The organism is Sphaerospermopsis kisseleviana CS-549 (assembly GCF_028329225.1).
In the GTDB taxonomy this organism is placed as follows: Bacteria; Cyanobacteriota; Cyanobacteriia; order Cyanobacteriales; family Nostocaceae; genus Sphaerospermopsis; species Sphaerospermopsis kisseleviana.
The window spans coordinates 1-21,245 of the sequence record NZ_JAQMTI010000212.1 but is presented as its reverse complement, the minus strand read 5'-3'; the positions used below and the strand labels follow the sequence as shown (position 1 = coordinate 21,245).

General features: G+C 39.7%; 17 protein-coding genes, 1 tRNA gene and 1 pseudogene. 7 read left to right on the top strand and 12 right to left on the bottom strand.

From position 1 onward, the window contains the following. Positions 1 to 36: 36 nt before the first annotated feature. Both cobA and PN497_RS17095 read right to left on the bottom strand, forming a co-directional pair. Positions 37 to 783 (bottom strand): uroporphyrinogen-III C-methyltransferase, encoded by a 747-nt coding sequence (gene cobA / locus PN497_RS17100; RefSeq protein ID WP_096565043.1) that lies wholly within the window; start codon positions 781 to 783, stop codon positions 37 to 39. Next, on the bottom strand, positions 776 to 1,507 hold the full coding sequence (locus tag PN497_RS17095; RefSeq protein WP_096565041.1) for a sirohydrochlorin chelatase: 732 nt from the start codon (positions 1,505 to 1,507) through the stop codon (positions 776 to 778). Before PN497_RS17095 ends, cobA begins: the two co-directional genes overlap by 8 nt. Positions 1,508 to 1,555: 48 nt before the next feature. On the opposite strand from PN497_RS17095, the gene PN497_RS17090 reads away from it, so the two are divergent. Beyond that, the gene (locus tag PN497_RS17090) at positions 1,556 to 1,744 is read left to right on the top strand and encodes a hypothetical protein (RefSeq protein WP_096565039.1); all 189 of its coding nucleotides are present in this window, start codon (positions 1,556 to 1,558) and stop codon (positions 1,742 to 1,744) included. A gap of 102 nt (positions 1,745 to 1,846) precedes the next feature. On the opposite strand, the gene PN497_RS17085 is transcribed toward PN497_RS17090, so the two are convergent. Further along, the gene (locus PN497_RS17085; protein ID WP_096565037.1) at positions 1,847 to 2,227 is read right to left on the bottom strand and encodes a DUF4359 domain-containing protein; all 381 of its coding nucleotides are present in this window, start codon (positions 2,225 to 2,227) and stop codon (positions 1,847 to 1,849) included. 117 nt (positions 2,228 to 2,344) lie between these two features. Here PN497_RS17085 and PN497_RS17080 point away from each other — a divergent pair. Continuing rightward, positions 2,345 to 2,417, top strand: a tRNA-His gene (locus PN497_RS17080). 350 nt (positions 2,418 to 2,767) lie between these two features. Here the strand turns inward: PN497_RS17080 and PN497_RS17075 are convergent. Further along, entirely contained in the window at positions 2,768 to 3,316 is a 549-nt protein-coding gene (locus PN497_RS17075) for a peptidoglycan-binding domain-containing protein (RefSeq protein WP_096565035.1), read from the bottom strand. 730 nt (positions 3,317 to 4,046) lie between these two features. Between PN497_RS17075 and glgB the strand changes: the two genes are divergently transcribed. After that, entirely contained in the window at positions 4,047 to 6,338 is a 2,292-nt protein-coding gene (glgB, locus tag PN497_RS17070; protein WP_096565033.1) for a 1,4-alpha-glucan branching enzyme, read from the top strand. Here the strand turns inward: glgB and PN497_RS17065 are convergent. The 4 genes from PN497_RS17065 to tyrS all read right to left on the bottom strand — a co-directional run bounded on the left by PN497_RS17065 (position 6,298) and on the right by tyrS (position 10,265). Further along, the gene (locus tag PN497_RS17065) at positions 6,298 to 6,984 is read right to left on the bottom strand and encodes a hypothetical protein (RefSeq protein WP_272110722.1); all 687 of its coding nucleotides are present in this window, start codon (positions 6,982 to 6,984) and stop codon (positions 6,298 to 6,300) included. The two genes, glgB and PN497_RS17065, sit on opposite strands and share 41 nt — an antisense overlap. Before the next feature lie 206 nt (positions 6,985 to 7,190). Next, the gene (gene pyrF, locus PN497_RS17060; protein WP_096565031.1) at positions 7,191 to 7,904 is read right to left on the bottom strand and encodes an orotidine-5'-phosphate decarboxylase; all 714 of its coding nucleotides are present in this window, start codon (positions 7,902 to 7,904) and stop codon (positions 7,191 to 7,193) included. A gap of 443 nt (positions 7,905 to 8,347) precedes the next feature. Beyond that, positions 8,348 to 8,968: a Uma2 family endonuclease gene (locus PN497_RS17055; RefSeq protein ID WP_096565029.1), complete on the bottom strand. Its 621-nt coding sequence runs from the start codon at positions 8,966 to 8,968 to the stop codon at positions 8,348 to 8,350. 100 nt (positions 8,969 to 9,068) lie between these two features. Then, positions 9,069 to 10,265, bottom strand: coding sequence for a tyrosine--tRNA ligase (gene tyrS / locus PN497_RS17050; protein WP_272110721.1), 1,197 nt, complete (start codon positions 10,263 to 10,265; stop codon positions 9,069 to 9,071). A gap of 182 nt (positions 10,266 to 10,447) precedes the next feature. Here tyrS and PN497_RS17045 point away from each other — a divergent pair, with 182 nt between their 5' ends. Then, complete coding sequence (locus tag PN497_RS17045; RefSeq protein ID WP_096565027.1) at positions 10,448 to 12,370, top strand: transglycosylase domain-containing protein; 1,923 nt, start codon at positions 10,448 to 10,450, stop codon at positions 12,368 to 12,370. Between the two features lie 164 nt (positions 12,371 to 12,534). Here the strand turns inward: PN497_RS17045 and PN497_RS17040 are convergent, their stop codons facing one another. Further along, entirely contained in the window at positions 12,535 to 12,858 is a 324-nt protein-coding gene (locus PN497_RS17040) for a DUF1825 family protein (RefSeq protein ID WP_096565025.1), read from the bottom strand. Between the two features lie 986 nt (positions 12,859 to 13,844). Here PN497_RS17040 and metG point away from each other — a divergent pair. The 3 genes from metG to lptC all read left to right on the top strand — a co-directional run bounded on the left by metG (position 13,845) and on the right by lptC (position 17,467). Beyond that, complete coding sequence (metG, locus tag PN497_RS17035) at positions 13,845 to 15,446, top strand: methionine--tRNA ligase (protein WP_096566734.1); 1,602 nt, start codon at positions 13,845 to 13,847, stop codon at positions 15,444 to 15,446. Positions 15,447 to 15,596: 150 nt separating this feature from the next. Beyond that, positions 15,597 to 16,226 carry a LabA-like NYN domain-containing protein gene (locus PN497_RS17030; RefSeq protein WP_096572612.1) on the top strand — a complete coding sequence of 210 codons (630 nt, stop codon included), beginning with the start codon at positions 15,597 to 15,599 and terminating at the stop codon, positions 16,224 to 16,226. Continuing rightward, the gene (gene lptC / locus PN497_RS17025) at positions 16,226 to 17,467 is read left to right on the top strand and encodes an LPS export ABC transporter periplasmic protein LptC (RefSeq protein WP_096566732.1); all 1,242 of its coding nucleotides are present in this window, start codon (positions 16,226 to 16,228) and stop codon (positions 17,465 to 17,467) included. Before PN497_RS17030 ends, lptC begins: the two co-directional genes overlap by 1 nt. Positions 17,468 to 17,553: 86 nt before the next feature. Here lptC and PN497_RS17020 read toward each other — a convergent pair whose 3' ends face one another. The 3 genes and pseudogenes from PN497_RS17020 to trxA form a co-directional block, all read right to left on the bottom strand. After that, the gene (locus PN497_RS17020; RefSeq protein ID WP_096566730.1) at positions 17,554 to 18,876 is read right to left on the bottom strand and encodes a D-alanyl-D-alanine carboxypeptidase; all 1,323 of its coding nucleotides are present in this window, start codon (positions 18,874 to 18,876) and stop codon (positions 17,554 to 17,556) included. A 292-nt stretch (positions 18,877 to 19,168) separates the two neighbouring features. Beyond that, positions 19,169 to 20,239 (bottom strand): LOG family protein, encoded by a 1,071-nt coding sequence (locus tag PN497_RS17015; RefSeq protein ID WP_096566729.1) that lies wholly within the window; start codon positions 20,237 to 20,239, stop codon positions 19,169 to 19,171. 265 nt (positions 20,240 to 20,504) lie between these two features. Continuing rightward, a pseudogene (trxA, locus tag PN497_RS17010) lies at positions 20,505 to 20,843 on the bottom strand (thioredoxin); the annotation flags it as partial. Between the last annotated feature and the right edge of the window lie 402 nt (positions 20,844 to 21,245).

The window sequence follows — 21,245 nt, the reverse complement described above, 5'->3', positions numbered from 1 at the left end:
TTGAAAGTAGAAAATATAAGTTTTTCTCGATCTAGATTACACTGGACGACAATTAGATAAAATACTGTGCATCTTGACTACTGCTCCAATGACTGCGATCGCTGGCGCACTAAATCCCGTCTCTTCAACTTGTTGCACAATTGTCCCTAACTCACCAATTAATTCTTCTTGTTCTGGCCGGGTTCCCCACCTCACCAAACCTATTGGAGTCTCTAGACTCAACCCAGATGAACTCAACTGTTCCACAATATAAGGTAGATTGTGGATACCCATATAAATAACTATTGTTTCTGAACCTTGGGCGATCGCTTGCCATTTTATAGTCGGTCGATACTTACCCGCCGCTTCGTGACCCGTTACAAATGTCACTGATGAACTATACAGACGGTGGGTTAAGGGAATACCAGCATAAGCCGCCGCTGCAATGCCGGCTGTGATCCCCGGCACAACTTCTACAGAAATTCCCGATTCTAGTAACTCTGCCATTTCTTCCCCACCACGCCCAAAAATAAAAGGATCGCCACCTTTTAACCGCACCACAATTTCATGATCTTGGGCTTTTTCAATGAGTAGTTGGGTAGTTTCTTCCTGTAAGAGCGAATGTCTCCCCATGCGCTTACCAGCGTTGATTTTTTCAGCTTGGGGATTGATCATTGCCAAAACCGGCGGACTTACCAAAGCATCATAAATAACTACATCCGCACATTCCAATAAACTTTTACCCTTGAGAGTCATGAGTCCAGGATCACCAGGACCAGCACCGATTAAATAAACCTTACCCAAAAACTTTTTCCCCTTCTGTTGCTAAATCCCAGATTATATCAGCTAGTTCTGCGCTGACTCCTAAAGGTGGTGCTAATTGCAACTTTACCCCAGGAAATTTTAATTTTAGCTTTTCTAAAGATTCGGCGATCGCATCAGTTATTCCCCCAGCGAATAAAAAATATGGCAAAATTGCAATCTGCTGATTACCAGCAGCTACTAATTCTTTTATCTTTGTTTCTAAACTGGGAGATACAGACCAATAAGCCGTTACTGCTGCCAAACTCCTAGCTATATCTTCTACTGGTTGTTGTGAACCAGAACGACGACTACCATGTGCTAACAGAATTACTGCCTCTGCTTTTATAGTAGCTATTGTTGAAGTCAGCAGTTTTGCTAAATTTCCATGACTTCCTAAATAGGGTTTAATCTCAATCTGGATCTTTTCACCCAGTGCTGTTTGTGCAAGTTCCACTTCTGCGGGAATATCTGACATGACATGAACTCCCGGTAGCAGAAATAAAGGTATAATTTTTAGGCATTTGCAACCAAAAGCTAAAGCCTTTTGCGCGAAATCTTGAATTTGCTGGTTTAATGGTTGAGTATTTAACTCTAGGGTAGCTATCCCTACTAAATGTTCACTATCTGGTAATTTCAGACTGAGCAGCTTTGCTAGTTGCTGCATAGCAATATTTGGACGCGGATCACGACTACCGTGAGATACTAAAAGATAAGCAGATGACATAGGCTGACGATGTGATTAACTAAAAATTTAGGTTAAGGAGTATTTATTATGAAAGAATTTATGCACTCTTTAGAAGAATTAGTGGACAAACTAACACTAGGTGCTATTTTAGAGATGTTAGAACGAATCTGCCACAAAAAAGCAGAAAATCTCAGAACTCACTGGAATGATGAAGAAAACGCCAAGTTATGGGAAAAAGCAGCTAAACAAATCGAAAATATCAATGTCGATATTTGAAAAAGTCATTAGTCATAGGGAGATGGGGAGGAAGGGGAAGTAGGGGAAGTAAGGGAGGTTAATAACCCAGTCACCAGTCAGCAATCACCAGTCACCAATCCCCTATTTCTTTTCTGCTTTATAAGTATAAAAGTTGTCAAATGCGCCTACTGTTTCAAATTTGTAACCAGGTATTAAATTATCAATTTTTAAATCAGTAGTATAAAGACTAAAAACAATATAGTTCTGTCTTTTTGTGGTGGCAGAAATAATATCTTTAATTTGCGGTTGAGCGGAATCAACCAGCTGATTGCAATTAAATTGTATCAGATTTTGCAAAAAATTCGGTGTTTTTTGACAAAAATCTGTTTTTAAGTAAGTTGTCAAACGTTGTACTGCATACTCTTCATATTTAGGCTGTTGTGGATTTGTGGTAGCCATCGTCACTCCCAAGACTGCTATTCCTGCTGCGCCTACAGATGCAATTAAAGTCAATACTTTCATATATACCAGGTTGTGATCTAATGACTACAGTTTAAAGACTACAAAAAAATTAGTCAATTTCAGTCAAAAAAAATCTTGATCATTTTTTAAAGTCGTGCTATGCTCAGAGAGTAAATGGCGAGCGTAGCCAAGTGGTTAAGGCAGTGGATTGTGGTTCCACCACTCGCGGGTTCGAGTCCCGTCGTTCGCCCTGGTAATAAATTATTACTTTCCGTGGGTTCAAGCAACGCGAGGAAAGAAAACAAAAAGGAAAGTAAATTAATATTGGCTCTGTTTTTACTCAGTGCTGACTAATACAATAGACCTCTCCAAAATAGAATGTATTAATTTGTCATAAGTTGTAGGGGCGAAGCTTATGGGTGATAATTTAACGGAAAAATCAGACATCTAGATATCCCATAAGCTTCGACCCGCCCCCATAAATAGGTTCCATAATTTCTTTTCTGGAGATACAGCATAAGTATCGTTAATTAGTAGGGGACTGGTGACTGGGGACTGGGGACTGGGGGGAATAAGATACTACTTCTTCCCTCCTGCCTCCTAAATTGACAACTCCCACCAAGTTTTTTGACCAACAATACCATCTACTAATAAATTACGTTGACTTTGAAAAGCTTTAATAGCTGCTTCAGTAAGAGGACCAAATATACCATCAACTCGAATACCATAGCCATTAGATACCAATAAACGCTGCATAATTCTTACAGACATACCAGAACTACCAAAACGTAAAGTTGGCATGGGTTGTCTGTTATGTGCTGGGTATCGTGCTAATAGCTGCTCTTTTGTAGGGATATCCTGAGCATCAGCTAACTCAAAAGATATTGAGGACAGGTGCTTTTGTCGAATTTGTTTTAATATATGATCCCGCTGATGTGCCAGTGCTGAAATTTGAGGTTTGTCCCTTCCGTCTACTGTCATAAATTCAGGTGGTGTGATTTGAGAAATAGAAGTTAATTGAGATAACTGACTATTTTTTGAATTATGCACGCCATTTTCCGTTGTCAATGGTCGCTGCTCCGGCAAATGGGGCAAATTTGGTTGTGTGGTGCTTAATACGCCCGTCATTAGCAGGCCAATTTCAGTCATTTTAGTTTATCTGATATTTTGTACCTATAAGGATAAACCAGGAGTAGACAAACAAATAGTGTGAAACTGTAACTCTCGTCCAACAAATTATTTTATGTAAGCTAAAGTAATAAAGGAGACAAACAATTACAGTGTAAAAACTTATTTATTGGGAAATTTGATTAATGATAGTAAACGATGATTCTATCGAAGAAAAGAGGTTTTTAGGTTAATTTACTTTTCTTTACATACTTTGGTTGTTTCCCGTCTTTCTACTTATCAATTGTCAATTGTCAATTATCAGTTGATAACAGTAATATCTAAATGCAAATTGTCAATTTTTGTGTAGTATATATTACTATGTTGTATTTACACAATTAAGCTATTGCTGAGTCATATTTATAACGTTTTATCACTTTATCACTTTACCAGTCCAGGAATTATTAGTTAATTTTAGCAAAAAAATATTGACAAAAAGTTTATTTTACCCATAGTACAGCAACATAATTGCAACAATTGGGTGTAAAACCGGACTGAGTCCCGCAAAGCTAACACCTTTTCAGGCAAAAATTTTTGGAAGCGGTTATCATCACCGTTACCAAAATACCTCTTCCAGTCCCCATTTCCCAATAAGATACATTCTGGTGTTAGGATAACCGTGACGACAAAAATGCAAATAAATGTAAACAATATATATTAAGTTCTTAAAAACTGAATTTAGTTAATCACCTTATTTCCAGTAGGTAGCTTCATGTCCATCAGTACCATCGCTCCTGAGCAGGTTAATCGCATTGTTGGGAATCAGCATCATGATCCGTTTGAGGTACTAGGTTCACATCTTATAGAACAGGAAGGTAAAAACGTCTGGGCTGTGCGAGCTTACCTCCCAAATGCCAGCGCAGTTTATGTAGTAGTTCCAGAAGGACGCAAAGAATATCCCATGACAACGGTGCATCATCCCCATTTTTTTGAATGCACCATAGAAACACCAGAACTTAACAACTACCAATTACGAATCAAAGAAGGAGAGCATGAGCGAGTCATTTATGATCCTTATGCCTTCCGTTCTCCCCATTTAACAGATTTTGATTTGCATTTATTTGCAGAAGGAAATCATCACCGCATTTACGAAAAATTGGGAGCGCATCTTACAGAAGTTGATGGTGTCAAAGGTGTTTATTTCGCCGTTTGGGCCCCCAATGCTCGCAACGTTTCTGTTTTGGGAGACTTCAACCACTGGGATGGACGCAAACACCAAATGCGGAAAGGACACACAGGGGTTTGGGAATTATTTATTCCTGAACTGGGTGTGGGAGAACATTACAAATATGAAATCAAAAATTTTGACGGACACATTTACGAAAAATCTGATCCCTACGGTTTCCAACAAGAACCACGTCCCAAAACAGCATCTATTGTCAGTGACTTAAATGCTTACAGATGGACTGATGAAAATTGGATGGAAACCAGGAGACATACTGATCCCCTCACTCAACCAATTTCCGTTTATGAAGTGCATTTAGGGTCTTGGTTACACGCTGCTAGTGGCGAACCAGCAAAATTGCCCAACGGCGAAACAGAACCAGTAGTTATTGCTTCAGAACTCAATCCTGGGGCGCGTTTCCTTACCTATCGGGAACTAGCAGCCAAACTCATCCCCTATGTCAAAGACCTGGGATATACGCATATAGAATTGTTACCCATTGCCGAGCATCCCTTTGATGGTTCTTGGGGTTATCAAGTCACAGGTTACTTTGCTCCCACTTCCCGGTTTGGCAGTCCTGAAGATTTCATGTATTTTGTAGACCAATGTCACTTAAATGGTATTGGTGTACTGGTAGATTGGGTTCCTGGACATTTCCCTAAAGATGGTCATGGTTTAGCTTTCTTTGATGGTACTCATCTTTATGAACACGCTGATCCCCGCAAAGGTGAACATAAGGAATGGGGAACTTTAGTATTTAATTACTCCCGCAACGAAGTTAGAAATTTCTTAGTTGCTAACGCCCTGTTCTGGTTTGATAAATACCATATTGATGGCATTCGTGTTGATGCGGTTGCTTCGATGCTTTACAACGATTATTGCCGTAAAGATGGCGAATGGCTACCTAACCAGTACGGTGGTAGGGAAAATTTAGAAGCGGCTGATTTTCTGCGTCAAGTAAATCACAACATCTTTAGTTATTTTCCCGGAGTCCTTTCCATTGCCGAAGAATCTACTTCTTGGCCTATGGTGTCTTGGCCTACCTATACAGGTGGTTTAGGGTTCAACCTGAAATGGAACATGGGTTGGATGCACGATATGTTGGATTATTTCAGCATGGACCCTTGGTTTAGGCAGTTTCATCAAAACAATGTCACCTTTAGTATGTGGTACAACCACAGTGAAAACTTCATGTTGGCATTGTCACACGATGAAGTTGTACATGGTAAGAGCAATATCATCGGTAAAATGCCCGGTGATAGATGGCAGAAGTTAGCTAATGTGCGGACTTTATTTGCTTATATGTTTGCTCACCCTGGAAAGAAAACCATGTTTATGAGTATGGAGTTTGGCCAGTGGAGTGAGTGGAATGTGTGGGCGGATTTGGAATGGCAGTTATTACAACATGAACCCCATCAACAGTTAAAAGCATTTTTTAAGGAGATAAATCATCTTTACCGTTCTGAACCTGCTTTATATACTCAGGATTTTGCGCGGGAAGGGTTTGATTGGATTGATTGTAGCGATAACCGTCACAGTGTAGTTTCTTTTGTCCGTCGTGCTAAAGATTCTGATGAGTTTGTAGTTGTGATTTGTAATTTTACACCCCAACCCCATTCTCACTATCGCATCGGTGTACCAGAGAAAGGATTTTATACTGAGTTGTTCAATAGCGATGCGCGTAAATATGGCGGTAGCAATATGGGCAACTTAGGAGGAAAATGGACTGATGATTGGTCTTTACATAATCGTCCTTATTCCTTAGATTTGTGTTTACCACCTTTGGGAGTTTTGATTCTCAAACTGGATCAAGAAAAGACTGCGGAAGCACTGAGTTAAGGTTTAAACTGGGATGTTGCGGGGAGTAGTTTACACTTCCTGCTTCACAATCCCGTAACCAAAGTTTAACACCTTGAGCGATCGCCCCCTGACTACTATCTCTTGGTGGTGCTAAGGGTGGTTTTACTGGATATTCACCAGTTTGAGTAAACATCATCACCACCTGCCAACCCAAAGTAGTTTTCGTCAAAAACAACCAATGGAACTGTTGCAACTCCACCGCTTTTTTGTTAATATACTGTCTTTCCAGAGTTGTAAAAAAAATCTGCTCAACTCCTTCAGAAGCATATTTGTTAGTATTATTGGCAGTATTAATACCAGGGTTTAAAGGTAAATGTTCAAATTCTGGCTTACCTGCCACCAAAATATAAGGATAAATATCAACATTGCGATTCAGACGACGGGATCTTTGAATGTCGCGGTTAGCATAACTAGGTAAATCTAACATCAAACGAGTAGTTAAACCTTCTAAACTTTGCTGAGAACAATAACCATTCAGCTTTAAATCAACAGGTTTAGCAGAGGAATTTTTAGCAAAAACAGGAGATATGAAGACAAAAGAAAGCAAAAGCCAGCAAGGACAAAGAAATACTAAGTCCTTAAAAACAAACCAGCCATTTTTTCTTGCTTCATCTCTAAAATTCATCAAATTCAAAAAATCACATCCTGTAAAAAATATTATCGCATAACTTGGGCGGGTAAGACTTGTACTAAGCTGATCGACGCTTGTACTGAGCAAAGTCGAAGTATGCCCACTCCACAAAAATCAGAAAACACCAGCAAAAAATCTCTTTAAAACTTCATCCTTCTGGGTTCTCTGCGCTTCTGCGTGAGATTTAACAAAGTTGTTCACTAACCCAAATTTAACTCCTCACAAATCTTATCCCAAGCCAGAACCGGATCAGCAGCAGCAGTAATAGGTCTACCGATCACCAAAAAATCAGCACCGGCTTGAAAAGCTTGAGAAGGGGTGAGCGATCGCTTTTGATCACCTTTTTCAGCCCAACTCGGACGCACCCCAGGACAAACCAGCAAAAAATCTTTACCGCAACTGTCCCGCAACTGTGCCACCTCTTGGGGAGAACAAACCGCCCCATTCAAACCCGCATTTTTTGCCAAAAGTGCCATTTCTAAAGCAAATTCCGGCAATTCCAGAGGTATTTTCAAATCAAACGCCAAATCTCGCGCCGAAATGCTAGTTAACACAGTAATAGCGATTAACTTAGGTGGTTTAGTTCCCGCTTTTTCCGCTCCCACCTGCACCGCTTCTACAGCAGCCTTCAAGCAATCATTACCACAAGTGGCATGAATTGTCAACAAATCCACCCCATAACGAGCAGCAGCACGACAAGCACCGGCGACAGTATTGGGGATATCGTGAAACTTCAAATCTAGGAAAATCCGCTTTTGCCGAGATTTTAGCACATCCAGAATAGCCGGACCCGTGCTAGTAAACAATTCTAAACCAACCTTCCAGAAAGACACCTGGGGAAGTTGATCCATCAGAGCGATCGCACTTTCTAAATCTGATACATCTAAAGGTACAATAATTTTTTCATCATTCATAATTCTGGTTATTACATTCAGTTATAGTAGTCCTATTAAGGGTGAAAATGTCAACATCTCATGATATCTTCCATCCGCGGAATTTATCTAACACGTAAAGACGGGTGTTCAAAACCGGATAATCATTTTTTGGCAAGGATTTGAGGATGTCTTTGACAATCTTGGGAAATGAATTTATAATCATGATCCAATCAATATTTTGATATAGCTTGCTCAAATTTTAATATATTTTGGGCTATTTTTATCACAGATTTCTTAACATTCAACACTTCTGACCTTAGAATTATCTTCCACTAATTTTATTAATGGGTTAGAATCTCTACAAAATGGGTTAGAATCTCTACAAAAAAGATATTTAATTCACAAAATTACAGGGGATAACATATTGTTTGATTTATCTCCTATTTTCAGAGAATATGTCAGAAATTTTTGTGAAGATTAATCTACATCATCCCCGCCTGAAAAATCTGATTTGCGGTTAAATTTAATTCAGAAAAAACTTGAGAAATAACCCGTTCATCATCTCTAAATTTACTGATTTGATATTCTCCATCTACCAAATTACAAACAGAAATAGTAGGTTGTTTGGGATTACCAATAAAATTACGTCCTCCTAAAGCTGCATAATCTATAATCCAATATTCAGCAATACCCATTTCTTCATAATCAGCGTACTTTAAATAATAATCATCACGCCAATTAGTGGAAACAACTTCGATGATTAAAGGTATGGAAGCACCATTACTAATAACTGATTGTTTTTTCCATAATGGTTCATTAGCTAAATTAGCACGATTTAAAACTAACAAATCGGGAAAATAACCAGAATCTTTACCTTCAGGTCTAACTATAACTTGATTAGGTATCATATAAGGAAGATTTAAACCATCAATTTTAGCACTAATTTTGATATTTAAAAATCCTTTAACTTCTTCATGATCTCCCACTGGTTGCGCCATTTCGACAATTGCTCCATGATGTAATTCATAATGTGCGTCGGAATTGTCAGGAAGCCAGTTAACAAATTCCTCGAAGGTGACAATTTTATTTAGGGTTTGAATCATAACTTTTAAGAATTACTGATAATGACACATTATAACAGCAGAGGAGCAGAGGGAAAATGATCTTCTTTCTTTCCTTCTGAACTCCTGACTGCTTGTCCTCCTACTTTACTAACCGCACAAAATTTTTTTTACCCACCTGTAACACTTTACCATATAAATCATCAGGCTGAGAAAAAATTAAATCCACATCATTAATCTTATCACCGTCTATCCTGACTCCACCCTCTTGAATTTTACGCTTACCTTCCCCCGTACTTTTACACAAACCAGAAGCACCGAGAATAAAAGCTAATTTAGCCGGAAAATCAGGTATAGCAGCCAAAGAAAACTCCGGTAATGCTCCCTCCTTACCACCACTTTTCGCCGCTTCTCTAGCCTCATTAGCCGCTTGTTCACCGTGATATTGACGAACAATTTCCCAGGCTAAAAATTCTTGGCGATCGCGTGGGTTTTCTGGCAAACTTTCCAAAGGTAAATCCGTCAACAACTCAAAATACTGTGACAGTAAATTATCTGGCACAGCTTGAAGCTTTTGGTATTTCTGGGAAGGGTGTTCTGATAAACCAACATAATTACCTAAAGACTTCGACATTTTTTGTACACCATCAGTTCCAATCAAAATAGGTAATAATAGCCCAAACTGTGGTTTTAAGCCAAAATGACGTTGTAAATCTCGACCTACAGCAATGTTAAACTTTTGATCAGTTCCCCCTAATTCCACATCAGACTCCACAGCCACAGAATCAAAACCTTGCATCAGTGGATACAGGAACTCATGGAGGAAAATCGGATTCTCTTTCTTATAACGTTCAGCAAAACCTTCCTTGGCCAACATCTGTCCTACAGTCATCGTAGACAGCAACTCCAGAATTTTCCCCAAATCTAGACGGGAAAGCCATTCCGAGTTGTAGCGTACCTCCAACCTCCCAGGTGTGTCAAAATCTAAAATAGGACGGACTTGATCAAGATAAGTTTGGGCATTTTGTGCCACCTCTACCTCAGTCAACTGACGACGGACATCAGACTTACCCGTAGGATCACCAATTCTTGCGGTAAAATCACCAATAATCAAAACCGCCGTATGACCAGCATCTTGAAACGCCCGCAGTTTTCTTACTGGTATACTATGACCCAAATGAATATCCGCACCCGTAGGATCAATACCCAACTTGATCCTTAAAGGACGGTCAGCATTGAGCAACCGCTTTTCCAAACTTTCAGTTTCACTATCAGCATCATGAGGTTGAGGAAAAATTTCTGCCACACCACGATGTAGCCAAGAGAAATTTTGCGCCATACTAGCCATACTATAAGATTCACTATTAACTACACTTTGCACTTTAGAAATTAGGTTGGTAAAGTCCACTGGCAAATTATCCGTTTTTTGTTCTGCCAAACTACTATAATTGCAAAAAATTAACCGACTTTTTTCATTTCATCAATTACATTTATATTTATTAGTGAGGAAGTAAAACCGCCGTGTCTTCTAGGACTTTTGTAAACAAGCAATCCCAAGACCAGGCTTCATCTGGGTTTGAATTTTTTAAAGGCGTAGGTCAGGTAACTGGCGCTACCCTACTATCGCTCACACTGCTGTCAAGTTCTATTGCAGCGGGGGGACTGGTGGGACTGGCCATAAGTTTCCGCAACTTGCCAGACGTGAGACAGTTACGCAGCTTTTCTCCCACAGAAACCACATACATATATGACATTAAAGGTAAACTCATATCAAGCATTCACGGTGAAGCAAACCGCGAAGTAGTACCCTTAAATAGAATTTCTCCGAACCTCAAACGCGCTGTACTAGCCAGTGAAGACGGTCACTTCTACAGTCACCAAGGCATTAACCCTTCTGGTGTAGGAAGGGCTGTAGTAGTAAACTTGGTAGCAGGTGGTGTAAAAGAAGGTGGTTCTACCATCACCATGCAGTTGGTGAAAAACCTGTTTTTGTCTCATCGGCGGGCTTTTACTCGCAAATTAGCCGAAGCAGTTTTAGCCATTCGTTTAGAACAAATTCTGGAGAAAAACGAAATTTTAGAAATGTACCTCAATCAAGTATATTGGGGTCATAATAACTACGGTGTACAAACAGCCGCCCGGACTTATTTTGATAAATCAGCCGAATTTTTAACCTTGGGTGAGTCAGCAATGATGGCGGGTTTGATCCAAGCCCCAGAAGAGTTTAGCCCCTTTGCCAGTATGAAAAAGGCAAAACAAAAACAAAAAGAAGTGTTAGGGCGGATGTTAGACTTGCGGTGGATCACCCAAAAAGAATATGATGATGCCATCAAGGAAGAAATTAAACTAGGGAGAATTAGGTCATTTCAAGGTAGCGCCCTACCTTATATTAGCAATACCGTAGCCCAGGAACTGGTGAAAAAGTTTGGAAGGGATACAATGCTTAAAGGCGGGATGCGGGTACAAACCACCGTTGATGCCAAATTCCAGATGATGGCAGAATCAACTGTGAGTAAGTGGCACAAAAATTTACTAGGTCAAGGGTTGCGTGGAAACCAAATTGCTTTAGTTGCAGTTGACCCCCGCACACATTTTGTCAAAGCTCTAGTTGGTGGGGTAGATTCTAGAGCAAGTGAGTTTAACCGCGCTACCCAAGCACTCAGACAACCAGGTTCGGCTTTTAAACCTTTCGTTTATTATGCTGCCTTTGCCACTGGTAAATATGCTCCAGATAGCACCGTATTAGATACCCCTGTTAGCTACCGAGATGGCAATGGTTGGTACTTCCCCAGAAACTACGATGGTGGGTTTAGTGGTGCAATGTCTATTCGTACCGCTTTAGCTCAATCTCGCAACATCCCTGTAATTAAGCTTGGTAAAGCCATAGGGATGAATAAAGTTGTTGAAACCTGTCGGACTTTGGGTATCATGAGTCCAATGGAACCCGTTACCTCCCTGCCTTTAGGTGCTATTGGTATGACTCCCTTGGAAATGGCCAGTGCCTACGCTACCTTTGCGAATTATGGCTGGCAATCACCAGCAACAGTAATAGTCAGAATTACAGATAGTAGTGGTAATGTGTTACTCGACAACACACCAAAACCCCAGCGAGTGCTTGATCCCTGGGCATCAGCAGCAACTATAGATATTATGAAATCTGTGGTTAGTAGCGGTACGGGTAAGGGTGCAGATATAGGCAGACCATCAGCAGGAAAAACAGGAACAACTTCCTCAGAAAAAGATATTTGGTATGTGGGTACTGTGCCACAACTCACAACTGCTGTCTGGGTGGGAAGAGATGATAACCGACAATTATCCAGTGGTGCTACAGGTGGTGGTATGGTTGCTCCCATCTGGCGTGATTTTATGGAGCAAGCCCTTAAAGGCGTACCATCAGAGAACTTTAAAACACCTTCTCAGTTTCCACGTCCTAAAGCAAATTAGAGTGAGGTAATGGGTAATGGGTAATGGGTAATGGGTAATGGGTGATACAGTGAGTGGATTTAGGATTTTGGATTGTATTTCATGAACTCCAATCTAAAATCTAAAATTTAAAATCTAAAATTTTTTCCCAATCACCAATCACCAATCACCAATCACCAATACCCTCATACCTGTTTTTCCAACTCAGCTTTCATTCTTTGCAGAGTCATATTCATCTGCTCAAACATTTGTTGTGGTGTAACACCAAACTGATTTAGCTGAGTTTTTAGTTGCTGTATGGTCATTTGCGCCATAAAATCTTCTGATAGCTCGAACCGCTTCATAAAGACGCGATATCTGTCCATCATAGATTCCATCTGCTCAATAAACAGCTTTTTGCCCTCGCGGTCAAATTTGCCGTAGTTGTTGCCAAGTTGAATCAGTGCTTGGTAATCTTCAAAAAGCTGTTTGGCTTCGTGTTGAACTATTTCAGAGTCAAAGAATCCCATTTTACTTATATTCAACTGAGTGCTTGTACTCAGTAGCTGAAAGTTTTGTCTCTAGTCTTATTTTAGTCTAGAGGACTAATCTAGAGAACAAAATTCGCTGGAAGTACGGTTTTTTACAGAAATTTCACTACTTGACTGGGGACTGGGGACTGGGGACTGGTGACTGGGGACTGGTGACTGGTGACTGGTGACTGGGGACTGGTGACTGGTGACTGGGTAAAAATAACTAATAACTAATGACTAATAACTAATGACTAATAACTAATAACTAATGACTACTAACTAATGACTAAAATCAGCTTTTCGAGATAAAAATCGGCCAAGTCTGAAACTATGATTACAGATTTTAGTGAAGTTTGAATGAATTATATATAAATAAGTGAAATCGCTTAACCGATCCTTCACAAACTCACTCAAGCGAGGTAATTGTTTGGTGATTCAATTTTAGATTTTAGATTTTAGATTTTAAATTTTAGATTTTAGATTGTATTGAGATTTTATTTCTCTGACTACAGCCTCAAATCTCCACACTAAAAACTAAAATTGCCTTAACCAGTCAGTTCCCAGCACCAATTAATTATCCCATTAGTTACTGTATCTTTTGTGAAAAATATCGTATTTTTTCTTGATGTGATTTTTACATTTCTTTACTTTCAACTGTCACATCTATGGTTAACAATAAGAGGCACTATCACTGAGCAATGTATAAATTACAGATTTAGCTTGCTTTTTTGAATTTTGGTTTGTTGAATGGATGATCACAACTGAGGAATAAACAGTTTACAACATGATTAACAACAACTATTTCCAGTGATTTGAGGATCAATGAGTAGAATTTCTAGATATGGCAAAACAATGATTAAGGTAATAAATTTGCTAAGATTAAGATATTGTTTGAAAAAAATAGTGGCAATATTATATAATTACCTGGCTTTACAGGAGCAACTAAGCAACAAAACTGTTTAATAATTTGTTTTTTAATTCCTATGAATCTAGAAAATAAAACTTCAAAAACCTTTGCCCTGACTACACCTCTCTACTATGTAAACGATGTTCCCCATATTGGTAGTGCGTACACCACAATGGCAGCGGATGTAGTAGCCAGATTTCAACGCTTGTTAGGAAATCAGGTACTGCTGATTACCGGTACAGATGAACATGGGCAAAAAATTCAGAGGTCAGCAGCAAGTTTAGAAAAACCACCACAGGAATTTTGTGATCAAATAGTACCGAGTTTCATCAACTTGTGGCAGGTTCTAAATATTCAATATGATCGCTTTAGTCGCACTACCGCTTTAAACCATCACGCGATTGTAAAAGAATTTTTCCAAAGAGTTTGGGAAAATGGCGACATTTACCAAGGACAACAAAAAGGCTGGTACTGCGTATCCTGTGAAGAATTTAAAGAAGAACGAGAACTGTTAGACGGCAAACGCTGCCCTATTCATACTACCAAAGAAGTAGAGTGGCGAGACGAGCAAAATTACTTTTTCCGGTTATCCAAGTATCAAACCCCGCTAGAGGAATTTTACCAGTCTAGGCCAGATTTTATTCAACCTGCCAGTCGCCGTAATGAAGTCCTCAGTTTTGTCAGTCAAGGTTTACAGGATTTTTCCATTTCGCGGGTAAATCTGGATTGGGGTTTTCCTGTACCTGTAGATCCTCAACATACCCTTTATGTGTGGTTTGATGCTCTGCTGGGTTATGTAACCGCATTATTAGAACCAGATGCAGAACCAACTTTAGCGAATGCTTTAGAAAAATGGTGGCCGATCAATCTCCATCTGATTGGTAAAGATATATTGCGGTTTCATGCAGTTTACTGGCCAGCAATGCTGATGTCAGCCGGTTTACCATTACCAGAAAGAGTATTTGGCCATGGATTTTTGACTAAAGATGGTCAAAAGATGGGGAAAACTCTGGGTAATACCCTTGATCCTGTAGCCTTAGTTGAAAGTTATGGTAGTGATGCCGTTCGTTATTACTTCCTTAAGGAAATCGAATTTGGCAAGGATGGAGATTTTAATGAAATTAGGTTCATTAATGTTCTCAATGCAGATTTGGCCAATGATTTAGGTAATTTGTTGAATCGCACTTTGAACATGGTGAAGAAATACTGCGCTGGTAAAGTTCCATCAATCGCTCCAGAAGTTATTCCCACTGAGAATGCTTTAAAAGCGATTGGTTTAGGGCTGGGGGAACAGGTGAAACAATCTTATACAGCTTTAGCTTTCAATGAAGCTTGCCACGTTGTGTTGTCATTAGTTCAAGCCAGCAATAAGTTTATAGATGAACAAGCACCTTGGACATTATATAAACAGGGAAAACAGGAAGAAGTGGAAGCGGTGCTGTATACGGTTCTTGAATCAGTAAGACTAGCAGCTTATCTCCTTTCCCCAATTATTCCCAACATTAGCAGCGATATTTATCAGCAACTAGGCTGGGGAATCAATTTTAACAATCAAAAAGAAAGTTCAATGGTTGCGCCTTTTACTACCCATGCAACATGGGGCGTACTATCAGATAAACAACAGTTGGGTACACCTCAACCAATTTTTAAACGGATAGAACTACCAAAAAACAATTAACACTTTCCATTTTGATTGAGTGTAAAAACCGAATCGGGGGCCTACTTTGTTTGTTGTCCCCGGAATTTATCATAAGCCAATCTAGCAAGAGTGTAAAAGTTAATGATTTCTATCGGCAATAACATGGATAACAACCGAGGTATGACAATGATGTTGAATAATTTGGAAAATGACTCGATTTTTTCGCCGGAACAGGTTTTAGAAAATCGGGGTCGGGTGGCGATATTTATTGATGGCTCGAATTTATTTTATGCGGCTTTACAGTTAGGAATCGAAATTGATTATACTAAGCTTCTGTGTCGATTAACTGGAGGTTCTCGACTATTGCGGGCTTTTTTCTACACTGGTGTAGACCGCACAAATGAGAAACAGCAGGGATTTTTGTTGTGGATGCGTCGCAATGGTTATCGAGTCATTGCTAAGGATTTGGTGCAGTTACCGGATGGCTCAAAAAAAGCTAACCTAGATGTGGAAATAGCTGTGGATATGATGGCGTTAGTCGATTCCTATGATACCGCAGTTTTGGTGAGTGGTGACGGCGATTTGGCTTATGCTGTAAATTCTGTCAGTTATCGGGGTGTCAGGGTTGAAGTGGTGAGTTTAAGATCGATGACCAGTGATAGCTTAATTAATGTGAGCGATCGCTATATTGATTTAGAAGCTATCAAGGAAGATATTCAAAAAACACCCCGTCCAGGTTATCCCTATCGACCATTATCTAGTATGGGATTCTTGGACGATCCTAGAGATAGTCAAGGACATTTAGAAATTCCAGAATAATGCAAAATCCACAAGGCGGGAATCAGCGGAGAGAATGTTCACAACTTCAGAGGGGAAGTAAATCTCACTCCCCCCGCTTCTATTCTTATATTTTACAAATGCTGAGAAATTTCTCTTATCTGTCTTTAATTTTATTATTGTTACTTGGCTTATATTCTTGCGGAAATCCATCTTCTGTAAAACCAGAACAGGAAAGTTCAGCTAACCAAAATACAGATAGTAAGTTAACTTTTTTCGGTGTGGCTTTAGAACAGTTTGATGAAGAAGGTAGACCTATTTGGAAAGTCCAAGCTCAACAAGCCAAGTATACCAAAGAAACAGAAATTGGTGAAGCCCAAAATCCCCAAGGCGAACTTTATCAAGATGGCCAAATAGTTTATACAATTAAAGCCGAAACAGCCGATATTAAGCAAGATGGTAAACAACTGTTACTCAAAGGTAAAATTCTGGCTATAGATCCACGGAATGGAGTAGTATTACAAGGTAATGAATTAGAATGGCGACCTGAAGAAGATTTATTGATTGTTCGTAATCAATTTAATGGTAATCATAAACAATTAAAAGCCACAGCACAGGAAGCAAGAGTAAAAACCCGTGAACAGCGAATAGAATTTTCGGGAAAAGTCGTTGCTATATCAGGTGATCCGCAATTACAAATGCGAACTGAGCAGTTAGTTTGGCTTCTTAAAGAAGAAAAATTAATTAGCGATCGCCCTATCGAAATTGACCGTTATCAAGATAATAAAATAACTGATCGTGGTAGAGGAAATGGTGCTGAAGTCAACCTAAAAACTAAAGTTGCTACTCTTAAACCCCAAGGCCAATTACAGTTACTAAATCCACCGATGCAGATAATTAGTAACTCAATGACTTGGAATATTAACCAAGAAATAGTGAGAACAAATGCCCCTGTGCGTGTGGTTCATCAAGCTGAAAATGTCACTGTAACTGGCAATAAAGCAGAAATGAAAATACCAGAAAAAACAGTTTATTTAACAGGCAATGTAAATGCCGTGGGCAAAAAGAGTCAATCTTTAAAATCAAATCAACTCACTTGGTATTTAGAGAAAAAATTATTAGAAGCACAGGGAAATGTAGTTTATCGTCAAGTTGAACCACCATTAAACTTTCAAGGTACAACAGCAGTCGGTAATCTGGAAACAGAAAATATTGTTGTTAAAGGTGGTGGTTCGGGTAATAGAGTCATCACAGAAATTATTCCCCAAACTGGGGACTGGTGACTGGGGACTGGGGACTGGGTAATCAATTTTATTTTTCCCAATTACCAATTACCAATTACCAATTACCAATTACCAATTACCAATGACTAACCTCTATAAACAATTTCATTACGACTGGGTACACCTAATTTTGGTAAAGAATTTTTAGGTGAATGGGGAGTCAGGGCTGTAGGAACACCAGTATATACTTGTAATTGTTTCACCAGATGTTGTAAAAGCTGATCTTGTTCAGAGCGAAAACTGGGGACATTGTAACCGCGATTGATAATAGCAAACCAGACTAAACCGCGATCGCGTGTGGGTAAAACTCCTGCTAAAGCACTGACATCGCTGAGAGTTCCAGTTTTCATCACAGTTGCCGAGGGCATACTTCTAAACTGCATTGTGCCACGATTATCAAAGCCAGAGGTAGGGAACAAATCAGCTAAGGTCAAATTATGGGCGGATGCTTGGCGTTGTAGTGCCATAAACATAGCACAGACGGCTCTAGGGGAAATTTTATTTTCTCTTCCTAAACCAGAACCATTAATTAATTGAATTTCCGACTGTGGAACCATAGCTAGTTGAGCAGCAGTAGATTTAACTACATTTGCCCCTCCCACTGATTGAGCTAACATCTCAGCTATGTCGTTGTTACTGTAAACATTCATCTCTTTAATGAGTTGATGTAGGGGTAAAGAAAGATGACGTACCAGTAAAGTTTGTTTAGAGTTAGGTTGTGCTGTCACCTGCACCGTACCATTAATTACTACTTGGGGTTTAGGTGTTCCCTTGGGCATTCGGGAATATTGGTAAATTACTGAACGATTCCAACTTTTGTGGTTTAAAGCTTGTTTGAGTAATTGACCTGCTGCGGTAGGATTAGTATAGAAATTCATGGCAAAATTGCCAGTAATTACCAAATTTCCCTTGACTTGCTTAATACCGATTTTATTGAGAGCATTACCAACAGCGATCGCTTCCTCTCCGACAAACATCGGATCACCACCAGCAGTAATCACCAAATCACCCTGTACTACCCCATTAACTATAGGACCTGTAGCACTAATCAAAGTTTCAAATTGATGGTTTGGTCCCAAAATTGTAAAAGTTGCTAATGAAGTGGCCACCTTAGTTAAAGATGCTGCGGGTAGAGGAATTGTACCTTGGTGATTAGCCATTAACATCGGACCCGACTGCAACCAAACTCCCTGTTGCTGGATCAGATTTTCCGTTACCAGCTTAGAAGTCATCAACTCCTTGAGATATTCCTGTACTGTCATAGCTCCGGCTGGGTTGGGATCAGGTGCAATAACAAAGCCAGGACTACTTTGCCAAGCCAATGCTTGTAAAGCATTTACAGGTTGGATTTTGACTCCAGCCATATCGAGCCAAAGTGAAACCAAACCTGAACCTAATAATTCCAGCATATTTAATTCCTCTATCTTTTTTCAGATATCTAATAATTGTTTGCAGTGTTGGCATATTATGCCTTTTAATTCCACTTCTTACTATCTGGAAAACTTGCCACCAGGAAAACTCAATCATTAACAGTTGTCATTAGTCATTAGTCATTAGTCATTAGTCATTAGTCATTAGTCATTAGTTATTAGTCATTAGTTATTAGTTATTTTTATCCAATCACCAGTCCCCAATCACCAGTCCCCAGCGATGCACTGAGCTTGTTGAAGTGTCCCCAATCACCAATCACCAATCACCAAATTACTTTCTTTCTGGATGGGCTGTTTCCTCTGGGGTAGGAATACCTAACTTATTAATCGCTGCAATCATCTGATACAAACGCCCCAAATCTCTTTGATTGAAGTATAAAACAAGGCGGGGTAAATCAGAGGTTTCATCTTGACCTTCTTGAGGTAATACCTGACTTTTTTCAATTTTGCCTTGAACCAGAATGTCTTTAAATTCATTATTTAATTGTTCCACCAATTCATTTGATAACTCGTGTCTGAGACGAATCACCAATAGATCACCTACGTAGCGGCTAGAGTGATAAACTTGGTAAAAACGGGTAATGGCATTGCAAGCCACCTCTAGATTATCTGTAACTGTGTACAGACTAGGATCTTCTGGACTCACAAGACCTTTTGCCACCAATTGCTCATCAATATATTTACTCCAAGAGTGCCAATAATCACCACCAGGAGGATCGATGAGAACCACAGGAACAGGACCGAATTTACCTGTTTGGCTTAATGTCATACATTCAAAAGCTTCATCTTGAGTGCCAAAACCACCGGGAAACAAAGCTACAGCATCACTTTCTTTGAGCAAAAAGAGTTTGCGGGTAAAGAAATATTTAAAGTGAATGAGTTTAGGATCACCTTCAATAAAAGGGTTAGCCTGTTGCTCAAAAGGTAACTGAATATTTAAACCAAAAGAATTGTTTCTTCCTGCACCTTCTTGGCCAGCTTGCATGATACCACCACCACCACCTGTCATCACCATAAATCCTAGTTGAGATACAGCGCGAGCAAATTGAACTGCCATTTGGTAATCAGGGGTTTCTGGTGCTAAACGAGCAGAACCAAAGATAGTAACTTTGCGAGTGTGTCGATAATCATAAAAGAGTTGAAAGCCTCTTTCCATATCTGCTAAAGCCGCAGATAGTATCTTCCAATCAAGACGATCAATTTCACTATCAGCTAAACGAACTATGGTAGCAAGTGCCTGCTGGATAAATTGCCGATGTTTTAAGGTCGGTAGACGATCTATTAATTCAGCAATATCAGCTTGGAGGGACTCTAGTATTTCAAAGGACTCTTGAGAGGTCATGAGAACTGCCACAACAATGGCATTATATTTTATGTGAACTACCTACGCTGCCGCAAGCGGAAACATTTACCCAAAAGGGGTTTGTATAATTTAGGTGGTCATAGGGTCAAGATTTTTCCGGGTTCCCCAAAAATCATTAATTGCAAATTGTCTGTCTTGTTGTGCAGAAAGTTTTCTAGAGACGCAAACTTTGCGCCTCAGAAACCAATTAACAAATACTTACCTAAAACACGACAAATCAATTAAATTTGTAAGCAGTTGAGGTTTAAAGATGTTTTTCCAAAGTGGTAGCCAAGGTAGATTTAGGCACAGCACCAACTACCATATCCACTTTTTGTCCATCTTTAAAAATCATTAATGTGGGAATGCTGCGGATACCATACTGACTGGCAACTTGAGGGTTTTCATCAGTGTTAACTTTCACTACCTTGAGTTGACCTTCATACTGACTGGCGATTTCCTCAACCACAGGAGCCACCATGCGACAAGGACCGCACCAGGGAGCCCAGAAGTCAACTAAAACGGGTACTTCGCTATCTAGTACTTCCTGCTTAAAACTAGAATCTGTAACTTGTGCTGCTGCTGACATTCCTAACAACCTTTGCCTATTATATTTATGAGTTTAGTGAAAATTCTACCATAGCAAAAACATCAGCTTGGGAGTGAAGGATGTACATTTGCAAAGAAGCTATGGAATTTATGGATAATTATAAGGAACCGCCCGAACAGTAGTCCGGGCGGAGTGTGGTGTGAGGAGTGAACGGAAACATTTGTCTCCGCTATTTCTATTGTAGGCTACAGTTGGGATTTTTCCAGTGATTGTTTAGGTTTGCTGGGAAAAAATTTTTGTTTGAGGGAACAGGGAACAGGGAACAGGGAACAGGGAACAGGGAACAGGGAACAGGGAACAGGGAATAGGAAGTAACATATTATTCTTCCCAGTCACCAGTCACCAGTCACCAATCACCAGTCACCAGTCCCCAGTCCCCAGTCCCCAGTCCCCAGT

What these genes read in the sequence shown, in the direction of transcription:
- PN497_RS17095 (WP_096565041.1), bottom strand. Translation starts at nt 1,507, where the DNA reads ATGTCATCTGCTTATCTTTTAGTATCTCACGGTAGTCGTGATCCGCGT.
- PN497_RS17090 (WP_096565039.1), top strand. Translation starts at nt 1,556, where the DNA reads ATGAAAGAATTTATGCACTCTTTAGAAGAATTAGTGGACAAACTAACA.
- PN497_RS17085 (WP_096565037.1), bottom strand. Translation starts at nt 2,227, where the DNA reads ATGAAAGTATTGACTTTAATTGCATCTGTAGGCGCAGCAGGAATAGCA.
- PN497_RS17075 (WP_096565035.1), bottom strand. Translation starts at nt 3,316, where the DNA reads ATGACTGAAATTGGCCTGCTAATGACGGGCGTATTAAGCACCACACAA.
- glgB (WP_096565033.1), top strand. Translation starts at nt 4,047, where the DNA reads ATGTCCATCAGTACCATCGCTCCTGAGCAGGTTAATCGCATTGTTGGG.
- PN497_RS17065 (WP_272110722.1), bottom strand. Translation starts at nt 6,984, where the DNA reads ATGAATTTTAGAGATGAAGCAAGAAAAAATGGCTGGTTTGTTTTTAAG.
- pyrF (WP_096565031.1), bottom strand. Translation starts at nt 7,904, where the DNA reads ATGAATGATGAAAAAATTATTGTACCTTTAGATGTATCAGATTTAGAA.
- PN497_RS17055 (WP_096565029.1), bottom strand. Translation starts at nt 8,968, where the DNA reads ATGATTCAAACCCTAAATAAAATTGTCACCTTCGAGGAATTTGTTAAC.
- tyrS (WP_272110721.1), bottom strand. Translation starts at nt 10,265, where the DNA reads ATGGCGCAAAATTTCTCTTGGCTACATCGTGGTGTGGCAGAAATTTTT.
- PN497_RS17040 (WP_096565025.1), bottom strand. Translation starts at nt 12,858, where the DNA reads ATGGGATTCTTTGACTCTGAAATAGTTCAACACGAAGCCAAACAGCTT.
- metG (WP_096566734.1), top strand. Translation starts at nt 13,845, where the DNA reads ATGAATCTAGAAAATAAAACTTCAAAAACCTTTGCCCTGACTACACCT.
- PN497_RS17030 (WP_096572612.1), top strand. Translation starts at nt 15,597, where the DNA reads ATGTTGAATAATTTGGAAAATGACTCGATTTTTTCGCCGGAACAGGTT.
- lptC (WP_096566732.1), top strand. Translation starts at nt 16,226, where the DNA reads ATGCAAAATCCACAAGGCGGGAATCAGCGGAGAGAATGTTCACAACTT.
- PN497_RS17020 (WP_096566730.1), bottom strand. Translation starts at nt 18,876, where the DNA reads ATGCTGGAATTATTAGGTTCAGGTTTGGTTTCACTTTGGCTCGATATG.
- PN497_RS17015 (WP_096566729.1), bottom strand. Translation starts at nt 20,239, where the DNA reads ATGACCTCTCAAGAGTCCTTTGAAATACTAGAGTCCCTCCAAGCTGAT.